The 10,855-nt window shown below is 66.1% G+C and carries 8 protein-coding genes and 1 pseudogene; all 9 read right to left on the bottom strand.

The window, feature by feature from the left end:
* On the bottom strand, window positions 1-2,060 hold a 2,060-nt coding region (locus tag W823_RS51895; protein ID WP_152538161.1), incomplete at its 3' end, for a hypothetical protein.
* Between the two features lie 24 nt (window positions 2,061-2,084).
* Window positions 2,085-2,807, bottom strand: a complete 723-nt coding sequence (locus tag W823_RS51890; RefSeq protein WP_023961861.1) for a hypothetical protein — start codon at window positions 2,805-2,807, stop codon at window positions 2,085-2,087.
* 91 nt (window positions 2,808-2,898) lie between these two features.
* Window positions 2,899-3,072 carry a hypothetical protein gene (locus tag W823_RS58250; RefSeq protein WP_023961859.1) on the bottom strand — a complete coding sequence of 58 codons (174 nt, stop codon included), beginning with the start codon at window positions 3,070-3,072 and terminating at the stop codon, window positions 2,899-2,901.
* Between the two features lie 41 nt (window positions 3,073-3,113).
* A complete protein-coding gene (locus W823_RS51885) occupies window positions 3,114-3,527 on the bottom strand; it encodes a hypothetical protein (RefSeq protein ID WP_023961857.1) in 414 nt (137 codons plus the stop codon).
* The gene (locus W823_RS0130545) at window positions 3,524-4,741 is read right to left on the bottom strand and encodes a ParA family protein (protein WP_152538160.1); all 1,218 of its coding nucleotides are present in this window, start codon (window positions 4,739-4,741) and stop codon (window positions 3,524-3,526) included. Before W823_RS0130545 ends, W823_RS51885 begins: the two co-directional genes overlap by 4 nt.
* Window positions 4,742-5,071: 330 nt before the next feature.
* The gene (locus W823_RS51880; RefSeq protein WP_023961853.1) at window positions 5,072-5,719 is read right to left on the bottom strand and encodes a hypothetical protein; all 648 of its coding nucleotides are present in this window, start codon (window positions 5,717-5,719) and stop codon (window positions 5,072-5,074) included.
* Entirely contained in the window at window positions 5,716-7,707 is a 1,992-nt protein-coding gene (locus W823_RS59395) for a peptidoglycan DD-metalloendopeptidase family protein (RefSeq protein WP_023961851.1), read from the bottom strand. Before W823_RS59395 ends, W823_RS51880 begins: the two co-directional genes overlap by 4 nt.
* A 124-nt stretch (window positions 7,708-7,831) precedes the next feature.
* Window positions 7,832-10,060, bottom strand: coding sequence for a cutinase family protein (locus W823_RS51870; RefSeq protein ID WP_081729898.1), 2,229 nt, complete (start codon window positions 10,058-10,060; stop codon window positions 7,832-7,834).
* Window positions 10,061-10,215: 155 nt separating this feature from the next.
* Window positions 10,216-10,855, bottom strand: a pseudogene (locus tag W823_RS56865) (hypothetical protein); the annotation flags it as partial.

Genomic DNA, 10,855 nt, shown 5'->3' with positions numbered 1-10,855 from the left:
TTGCCGCCGGTATGGCCTCCGCCGGGGCCGGCGTTCGCGGCGCTGGTCGCTTTGTGGGCGGTCTGTCCGCTCTGCCCACCCACCGGCCCTCCACTACCGCCGCCTCCGCCGCCGTGGCCACCACCACCGGAGGCTCCGCGGGAGGCCCCGATCGCACCGCCCATGCCGGCGCCGATGATTTGGCCTGATCCGCCTCCGGAGTCGCCCATTCGGTCGGAGTCTTCGGTGTCAGGCAGGACCGGTGCCCATTTGAGCATCGAGAACGGCGCGAGACCGATGACGACGAACGCCAGTGCCATCAGCGTGAGCATGCCGAGAGATTGCAGTTCCCCGGTGCCGGCGATCGAGTTCTTAGCAGCGTCGTTGAGCAGGTCGCTGAGCAGCCCGAGCATGAAGAACAGCAGCGGCACACTAAGCATCAGCGACAGCAGGGTCATCGGGATCCGCAACGCCTTCTTGCGCATCGGCGGATAGACGAAGAAGGCGAACCCGATCGCCATCGCGCAGGAGGCCAACGGGATGCCGATCTGGTGCATCAACAGACCCACGTACAGAGCGAACGCCCCGATCGCCAGCAGGCCAAAGCCGATCAGTCCCATCAATGTTCCGCCGACCAGGGTGTCTTTGTTGACCGCGCCCAGGGTGGCCGAGACATTGTTGACCAGCTCGTCGACCGATGTCCCCATAAAGCCCACGAGGGCATCGGACAATGCCGCACAGAACGCTTCGATCATGTACGCCACCCCGGGCGCGAAGAGCATGAACGCCACTGCCATCGGCGCATAGCCCAGGGTGTTGAACAGCAGTTCTCGCCCCCCACCGCTGCGGGCGGCGCGCACGGTCGCGGCGAGGAACAGCACCGCCAGCACCGCGATGCCCAGCCCTACGGCCTTGGCGTACCAGGCGATGAACCACTGGGCCTTGAAGTCGAAATTGCCGACCTCGGCCAGGCCCGGTAACACCTTCTGCAGCAGTCCGATCGAGCCTTCTTTCATCGTGTTGGCCCAATCGTCGATCACACTGCTGGGATCCTCGACGAACTTGGCGATCGCCACCGCCCCGGTCCAGAGCATCGAGAACGCATCGACTGCGGCGGCACCGAGCTTGTAGGCCCCGGTCTCCTTGATTGCCTCGTCGACCCGGTCACTGAGCTCGGTGTTGCGGTCGATCCACGCTGCCGTCTCGTCGAACATTTTGCCCACGTTGATGTTCCAGTCCGTGCAGCTCGCGACATCCGGACCTCGGGCTGCTTGGTCACAGTTGACGAAGAATGCGTGTTCGCAGTACGCCCATCCGCGTTTCTCGCCGGTGTTGCAGGGATCTTCGATCCGGTTGCGTTGCGGGTCGCCGGCCTCGGCGTTGGTGCGTCGGGGGCCGTCCTCGGCGGCGGTCATGATGTCCATCGATGCCGCGTCGGGTTGTTTGGCCCACTTGAAGCCCCACGTTGTGATCGCTTCGCTGGTCCAGCGTTTGAGGTCGTCGGCGCACACCGGTGTGGTCGAGGGGTAGAACTCAGAACGGTCGTTGGGAAAGGTCTCCTGATACCAGTCACTCGGGGGTGCCCAGCCTGCGTCGACCGCTTCTTTGGCCTTCTTCTCGTCGCGCAACGCCTCAGCGGGCAGCGACTCCCCGCTGGGCAGCTCCACATTCGACACGACCAAGCCCATCGCCTTGGCCTGAATCAATTTGACCTTCTGATCAGCGGGAAGGCCCCAGTACCGCAACGCTTCCTCGTTCGGGAACATCGCGGCCAGGTAGCCGGCGAAGTCACCGCCCTTGTCCGCGCAGACCCCTTTGAACCAGGGGCCGTTCTTGAACTCGTCGGTGCCGGCGACGAATTGATTGAGCTCAGCGGGCATCCCTTTGGGGAGTTGCTTACCGCCGGTCATGGACGATGCCGGTGCGTCTTCGGGTGCGGCGGCGGCCTGCCCGGCCCCCACGGTGACCAGCACCAGTGCTGCGGTCACCAGCAGCAGCGCCCGCACCCACACCGAGTGCCCACCAGTTCGGGGCGTACGGCGATAGTGTGTGCGGATTCGTTGAAAGATGCTGGTCCTCATGGGTTTCTCCTGTAGCCCGGCGACTTAGTCGACGTAGAAGCTGTAGTAGCCGTTGGTCGCCTTCTGCGCGAGCGGTGAATCGGCGGCCGGGAAGGTGGTGTCAGCAGGATTAGGGCCCCGTGCGAACTTCCAGTCGACCGCTTTCCAATCAGTGCCGCTCCACGACAGGGTCACTGTCGTTGTCGACCAGATCGTTTGCACGCCAACCTTGCCCGCGTCACCGATCTTTGACTGGCCGGTATCGACCTGCCACACGCTCACCACGGCCTTGTCGGGCGAAAACTCCGTCACAGTTGGGAGAACCGGAATCGTCAGGTAGACGTTCTCGGTCTCGCCGCGACCGCTGACCTGATCCAGTATTTCGAGCAGCGCCGGCGTTGCGCTCGTGCCGACCGACTGCTCACGCAGCTTCTCCCCGGAGATACGGCCCTGGCCAGCTTGAGTCACCGCCTGCACGAAATTCACCCCGGCCGTGGTGACGCCGACCTTGTCCCTGGTGTACCCCGAAGGGATGCCGTCGGTGATCGATTGCGGGCCATGGGCGGACCCGATCCCCTGTGTCGAGTTCTTGTTCGCTGCGCCTGAGTCGCCGCCGTCATCACCGCCGCACGCAGCAGCGAGAACAAAAATGAGGACCACGATGATCAGCAATGCTCCGCCGCCGATCCACCACGGCGTACGCGATCGTGCCGGGGCACCGCCCCCTGCGGCCGAAGGCGTGCCGACTCGGCTGTAGTCGCGAGCCATCACCGCACACCCCCCGTCGGGTTGGGCGACTCGCTCGGTAGTTTCTTGCCAATCATGCTGTGCTCCTTGATTGTTAGGACGTTGGGCGGGGTTAGAGGATGACGGTGAGCAGGATGATGAGCAGCGTGATCACGAGCGCTACGCCGAAGAACACGACGAACCGAACGCGGCGCAGCTTGTGGCGGTCGCCGCCAGCTCGTGGGGGGACGGGGGCGGCGCCGGGGTTGATGGGGCGGCGAGCGCGGGGGCTGGGAGAAGATGTCATGTCAATGTCCTTTTCTGTGAGTGGGATTGGTGGGTTTTGGGTTAGCCCGAGACGGCGAACAGGACGCCGCCGATGAGGATCGAGGCCCCGGCGCAGGCGCCGAGCCCGGTGAGGGCGTCCATGAAGGAGGCTTTGGCCTCGACTTGCTGTCCGGCCATACCTCGCCGGTTGGCCATGGCCATCTTCACCGAGGCGGCGATGACCCAGATGGCGCAGGCGGCCAGGCAGGCAGCCCAGAACGCAGCCATGAGCCGACGCCAGGTGTCCCCTACGCCGGTACCCCAGAGAGAAAAGTCGGGGGTGATGCCGTCCAGTGGGCTGTCAATCGCGACGACAGTGTCGGCGCCGGCGACACCGGCGCTGGTCAGCCAGGCCAAGGTGACGATGCCGAGGATGGTTGCAGCGCGAATACTGTTGCGCTGCAACCTGCTACCGGTGCTAGTGCTGGTGGTCATGAGTTACCTCCTTGTGGTGGATAGGTGTTCATTGCTGGGTGGGGGTTGTAGGGACCGGTGTTGGGCGGTGGCCCGACTGCTGCTGGTGGGCCGATGTGGACAGCCGGACGGGTGATCGAGGTGGGTACCGCACCGGCGGTGTACTCGATGGGTGCGCTACTGCGCAGCTGGGAAAGCTGGTCGGCGATCTCCGCTGCCACCCGCGTGTAGGCGATGTGGGTGGGCGCGGCGAGCTGGGCTTCGGCGATGCGGGTACCGGAGCCCTCGAACAGCGGCTCGTAGGGAACGTCGATAATCCGGGTGATGCCGAGGTCGACCAGGTCGGCAATGATGGCATCCCGGTCGGTCGGGTCGGCGCTGCCGGGGATGGCCGCGAGTGCCACGACCGCGTCGGTGACCAGGTCCGGTCGGCCGTGCCGACTGCGCAGCCCGTCGAGCATTTCCAGCACCGCGCGCGCGGCGTCGCGGCGGTAGGTCATCGGGATCACCAGCTGGTGGGCATTGTGGGCGGTCCACTGCCAGTTGTCCGACAGGTCCTCGCCGGCGGTGTCGACGAACACGCCGTGGCGGTGTCGGCGCAGCACGGCGGCCACCGCATCGCATTCGGCGTTGCCGATGGCTTTGTCGCGTTTGGACGAACTATCCGAGGCCAGGACATCGACCATGGTGATCGGCTGACGGCGCAGGTACGCCCCCAGCGCCCCGGCCTGAGCGTTCGGCCCGGCGAGCTCACTGGCGTGCTCGAGGAGATCCCACACGTGCAGCTGCTCGCCAGGGGTGGTGGCTTCGGCGCGGTCGGCCAGGGTGCCTTTGGATTCGGTGTTGTCCCATGCCACCACGCCCGCACCGCGGAACAGCCCGAAAATGTAAGAGAGCATCAGAGTGGTCGGTGTTTTTCCCTGCCCGCCTTTGGGGTTGGCGATCATCACCACGAACCACGGCGGCAAGACCGCACGGGAAATCAGCTCGACGTCGTAGCGGTAGTCGATCTCGGCGGGTTCAGGGCGCAGCTTCATCCCGAGGGTCTGATTGATCCGGCCCCGCCGGCCCCACTCGGCCGGGTCGGTCTCGATACCCGGGTTCGCGGCGAGCAGCTCCCCGCGCAGCACCTGGTGGCGATAGTCCTCGTCGACGACAGGCGGCGCGATCGCGCGGACCGGTGGACCGAACTCGATAGTCGGGGCTTCGCCTGGTCCGACCGGCGCGGGCCGCACCACTTCGGTTTTCGCGGCGTCGGTCGGGTCGGTGGTCGCGGCGGCGAAGATCGCTGCGCGGGTGGCTTCGGCGGCCTCACGGGTGGTGCGCGGACCTCGACGGGTTCGGCCGCCACCGTATCGGTGGCCTCACTGTCGTCGACGGTGGTGTCGTCGACGGGTTCTGGTTCTGGTTCGGGTGGGCGGCGGCGCAGTGTTTGTGCGCGCAGGTTCACTGGTGTTTCGGCGTCGTACGGGCTGCCGACGCTCGATTGCGGATAGGCGTTGCTGGAAAAGCTCATACGGTCCTCCTTCGAGGTTGGGTCCGGGGCAGGGACAGGTCGGTGGTGGTCATCGTTGGGCGAGTTGACTCACCTCCCAGATCGGTCCGTTGCGCACGCAGATCACCCAGGCCGAGGTGGTCACCGGTGCACCGACTTGCTCACCGTCGGGGGTGCGCGCGGTCTGGGTGACCTCGTAGACGTAGTACTTGCGGTCGGGCGTTTGCGGTGCCCCTTGGTCGGGCATCAACCGGATCGTGGGTGTGACCACGGCATCTTGTTTGGCCCAGGTCAGCCATTGCCCGCCAGGACTGTTAGAGCCGGTCGCGAACAAACTGTCCGCGAACTTTTGGGTCAGCAACGGGGCCGCGCGGGCGGTGGCGTCGTTGGGGCCACGGTCGGTGGCGGTGTCCCAGGAAAACCAGATCTGAACCGCCGCTTGCGAGACCGCATCAGGGTTGGATCGGTCGAGCTCGGCCGCTGCGTCGGGCAGAGCGGAGCTGGGTGTGGCCGCGGTGGGCTCGATGGTGCGCGGCGGGTCGCCCGGATCCCACTGCTGGGCTTGGGCCGGGGTGCGCGGTGTCGTCGATGCCGCGGTGGGTTCGCCGTCCTCACCGGAGCACCCGGCCATGAGTGCGGCGGTGATAGCGATCGCCGCCGCTGCGACCGTCAGCCGGCCAGCAGCTGATCGGCGGGTAGGTATGTGGGTGGTGGTCATCCGAACCTCCGTGCGTCGATACCGTCGCCGAGGTTCGACAACGGGGAGACCTTGACGACGTCTCCTGATTGGGGGGCTTCGACCATCTGGCCGTTGCCGATGTACATGGCCACGTGCTGGGGGTTACCGCCGCCGGGGAACACCACATCGCCGGGCTGTAAGGCGTTGATGGGGACGGGTTTTCCGCGTGGATCGTTGAGCTGGTTGACGGTGTAGTGGTCCAGGATGATCTTTTGATCGGAGGCTTGGGCGATCGCGTAGATCATCAGTCCCGAGCAGTCGAACCCGATCTTTCCGAAGTCACCGGCAGCGTCGGCGGCACCGCCGCCGTCGGAGATCCCGCCGCTAGGCCCGTGTGCAGTGCCACCGCCCCAGGCGTAGGTGGTGCCGCGCCACTTCATCGCTGCAGCGACCGCACGCTGCCCGAACGGGCCACCCCGGGGAAGGTCAGCGCCGCCGGGTGCGGGAGCGCTGAACTTGGCGACCGCGTTCGCCGGGATGTTGCGGACGTAGTTCTGGGTTTGGTCGTTCTGGCAGACCCCACCTTGGGCTTGGGTGGCACCGGGGCCGCAGTTGTACATCGACAGATACAGCTCGGTCAGGTCGCCTTTGAGCTTTCCCTGTTGTAGGCCCTCTTTGGCGATGCCGACCAGCTCGCAGTCGAACGAGGCCATCGACATCACCGCGTCAGGAACGGTGTAGGGGTCTTTGGAACCGTTGCCGTCGCCGTCGACGCCTTTCGATGGCCACACCGAGGGAATGAACTGGGCGTTGCCCATCGCCCCGGATTCGGCGTTGTACGCCTTCGGGTTGAAGCCGCCGCCTTCGTTTTCCAGCTGCGCCGCCAGTAGCGGTGCGGTGACTTCGGGGCAGGTGGTGGCGGCCTTGATGATCCACGGCTCGTACTCGGCCGGGACCGATCCGGGTTTGAGGGCAGTCCCCAAACCGCCGGCGGGGGCACAACCGGCACCGGGAGCAGGTCCGCGTGCTGCGGCCAGCTCGACGGTGGCCGATTCGGGTGTGGACGTGGCTGCGTCGACGAAACTGCCGTCGGGTGCGGGCTTTTTGTCGGTGACACCGGCTTCTTTGCTGGTGACCGGCCAGGCACCCCAGCCTTGGGTTTTAAGGACCCGGTTGGCGACCTCCATCTGCTCACCGGCAGTGGCAGCATTCGCCGTGGGGGCGAACTCGCCGCCGCCGTTACCGGTCCAGGTTTGCGGGTTGAACTGCAGCCCACCGAAGTAGCCGTTACCGGTGTCGATGGCCCAATCGCCGCCGGACTCGAGCTTGGCGACTTTCTCCCAGTCGGCGACCGACACCACGGCCGGATCGGAGACTTGCTCGGCCGGTGGTGGTCCGCGGGGTGCGCCCGGATCTGCCGACGGGTCACTGGCCGGGGCTCCCGGCTCGCCGGCACCTGAGAGCCACGGCATGGGGTCAACAGCAGTGCCGGCCCCCTCGGGTAGACGGCCGCCGTCCCACACCTCAAAGTGCAGGTGGGGTCCGGTGGATCCGCCTTCAGAACCGACGGTGGCGATCTGCTGGCCGGAGGAGACTTGGTCGCCCTTTTTGACCTTGAACGAGCTGCCAGGCATGTGGCCGTACACGTTCGAGAATTTCTTGCCGTCGGCGTCGAAGTCGATGATGATCCAGTAGCCGAATCCGCCGGCGGGCCCGGCGTCGGCGACCGTTCCGCTCATCGCCGCATAGATCGGGGTGCCCAGCGGTGCAGCGAAATCCACGCCCTGATGCATCGTTCCCCACCGCGGCCCGAACGGGGAACTGAACTGGTAGGTGTCCTTTTTCATGGGCAGCACCTTGGTGCCCGGGCCCTGCACGGTCGGGCCTTGGGCGGCGACCTGAGGTAGGCAATCGGTGGGTGGTTCGGGGTTATCTGATCCGAACCCGACGAACATGATCGCCGCCAGAAGCAGACCGACGACACCGGCCAACGAGAGTTTCTTGGTGGTGCCAGGTTGTTGTGCCATCGGGTCTACCTCCTCACTTTGGTTGCATTACTTCGCTTTTCACGCGCCCGGCCAGGACAAGCAAAAAGAGGAAAAAGTGGTGCGCGCCCGTAGCGCGCACGGCGGGTGTCAGATCAGCTGCACATCACCCGCCCAGCGCTTCGCGGAAGAAGTCATAGAGCCAGTCCAGGGCGGTTTTGCCGTCGATAATCAGCTTGTCGTATTGCCCGTGCGCATTGGAGGCGTAGAACGTGGCAGCGGTCAGGCCCTCCCCGACGAGCTTGGAAAGGTCCTGTGCGCCTTGAGAAGAGACCAACTGGGTCAGCGACCCGAACATGCCGACCATGTCCTGGCCCTGGCTGTGGGTGGCCAGCGCTTGCTGTTCGGGGGTGGCGCCCGCGCCAAGGAGTTCCGGCGACATCTTCGCGCCTGGTTCGAGCACACCCAAGGCCACCGACGCCAAATCCAACCCGATCGGCAGGAGCTGGGTCAGGGCCATCAGGTTGTGCGATTCGAGGACCTGCCAGGCCACTTCTTGGAGCTGGCCGACGTTGCGGGCCAGGCGCACGATGTCGAGGTTGCCCAGCAATCCCAGGACCACCGACGCGATTTGGGTGGTCCCCGATGGATCGGGAATCAACGCCACGAGTTTGGCGGCGGTCTTGAAATCGATCTGGGCGGCCATCGTCACCCACGGCGACAACATGTTGTTGAGATCCCCGGCAGTCTTGTGGGCCCCGGGAATGTCGCCGGTGAAAATCTGTTGCGGCAGCCGTTGCAGGCCCGCCACGATGCCCCGGTAGTCGGTGCTGGTCACCGCGGTCACCACGTTGAGCCCTTGCCCGATCAGCACCTCCGGTTTGAGGCCACCGAGCACGGTGGCCGCCGACGTCAACGCTGTCTTATCGGCCGAGTTCAACGGTGCGACCTGGGCCACCAGCTGGGCCGTGGAGGCACCGAGAGCGGCGTAATCCGGAGCGGCGCCACCGGTTTGGGGTGTGGGGAGTGCACCGGTGCCTTGCCAGGCCGGTGCACTCCCCTCCCCTGCCCCTGTGGGGACCGTCGGCGAGACCGAAACAGCCTCACCGGTCGGAACAGCCGCCGCACCGCCGGCCTCACCCCTCTCGGACGTCGGCGATGCAGCGGATGGAGTGGTCGTCGACCCCGCACCGCTCGACGCGGTGGTGGGTGTGGTCGACGACGTGGTGGTGGTGCCGGCGAGGGGGACGGTGGGACTTGACCCGAGCGCTTGGGACAGCGACGACGCAATGGAGCTGGTGGTCGACAGGATCGCCGGAACGTCCATCGCGTTGAACGTCGAGAGCAGCGAGTTCGCCTGCGCGGCAGGAGTGCCAGGCTTGGCGTTGCTCAGGTACTTGTCTGCGCCGGGGGTGGTCTGCACCCACTGCTGGGTATCGGCCACCGCGGTGAAGGTTTCCAGGAGCTGTCCGGCCAACGACGCCAGCGAGGCGATCTGGCTGGCCTGACCGCCCGAGGCCGGCGCGGGCTGGCCCTGGAGCTCGGCGATCTGATCGTTGAGCGCGGTCGCCGCCCCGACGGTGCCTGGCACATCGGTGCGCGAGTAGTCACTGGTCAACGCTTGAGCATCGGCCGGCGATGTCACCGCACTACCCGTAGTCGGTGTGGTGCTGGTCGTGGTGTCGGCGACTGTGGTTGTGGTGGGTGCGGTTTCACCGTTGCCCGATGATCCGAGCATCTGCCCTAGACCGGCTATGAAGGAGTGCTCGGAGGAGTTCGTCGAGCAATAGAGGTCACCGGGTGCGCAGACCTGGCGGACCTTGTCGGCGAGTGTGCCGAAACCACCGGGACGGGTGCCGGCGATGCCTTTACCGGTCGGGGCGGGTCCGGCGACCGGGGCGTTGCCCTGTTTGGGGTCGGCGACCAGGCCGACCGCGTCGATCTTGTCCGGATCGACGGGGCCTTGTCCGTTGCCGATCTGCCAGGCCACATCGCCGGCCACGTCAGCGCCTTGGGAGTAGCCGCCGAGCACGTTTTGCGATTCGGGGCACTGTTCGAGCAGGCCGCGAAGACGTTGCACGCCATCGGCTTCCGAGCTGGCGTAGGTCTGTCCTTTGTCGAACGCTGACGCCGAATAGTTCGGGTAGATCACGGTGATCTGCGAACCGTAGGACTCTTCGAGTTCGGCGCCGACCTTGCCGAGCAGCCCGGCCGGTTTGGAGGGGTCAGCGGTGGCGGTGGTTTCCCACGTTCCGGGCACCAGGTACGCCATATACGGGGTGCAGCTCGACGGCTGGGCGGCGCTGGCGGTGGCGGGCACGGTGGCCACCACGGTCAGCGTCACCGACAGGGTCGCCAATCCAGCCACTAGTGGCCGCATCTTCGCTCGACTCATGTATGTCCCTACCGCCTAGACTGAGGGACGCCGATCGGCGTCCGCTTCGTGTGGATGAACATCGGCAACCCGCGGCCTGGGAGCGTCACTCGACGCCAATCTGAACCGCTCCCAGGCCGCCCTACTCGCAGTAGGACTGTGTGCGTGACCACTGGTCACTCCCCTATCGACACGTTTGTTGGAATCCCGGTGATGACCGTGCGACCCTCACGAACACCGGTCTCGATCACCTGAAACGTCAGGCTCGGTGCAGCCGAATTGGGCAGGAACTCAGCCAATCTGACCTCGTACACACCGCGGCCGGTGTCGGTGATCTCCAAGCAATGGGTCGTCCCGGCCGGCAGAGCGTCCACGGCCCGTTGGATCGTGGGCGCATCAGCAACCAGGGCCGCATCCGGTGCCACGACCGCGCGGGCCGCCTCGCCCGAGCGCTGCACGTAGTAGCCGTAGTCGAACGCCTTGATGGCGTCGACACCGTTGCTCGTGCCGCCGGCATCTCGGCCCCACGACACCTTGCCCACCGTGGTGGTGGGGCAGGCGGGATTGGTGACCGACGGCGGCGGCGCAGGAGACGGCGACGGAATCGTGGTCCAGTTCGCCTGATCGGCGGCCGGCAGGTCCACATTCGGTGGGTCCGACCGCAAAACCGACAACGACGACGTCAGCACCATCACACCGCCGGCCACCACGATCACCAGCACCACGATCGCCGCGGCCACGATGACCGATCCCCGACGACGTCGCGAACCCGTCGGGCGTGGTCGCCGCCGAGCAGCTGGTGCCGCCGGAGCAGCC

The organism is Williamsia sp. D3, from assembly GCF_000506245.1.
Taxonomy (GTDB): domain Bacteria; phylum Actinomycetota; class Actinomycetes; order Mycobacteriales; family Mycobacteriaceae; genus Williamsia; species Williamsia muralis.
Note: the sequence above shows the minus strand (reverse complement) of the source record. Positions and strands in the feature narration are given on the sequence as shown.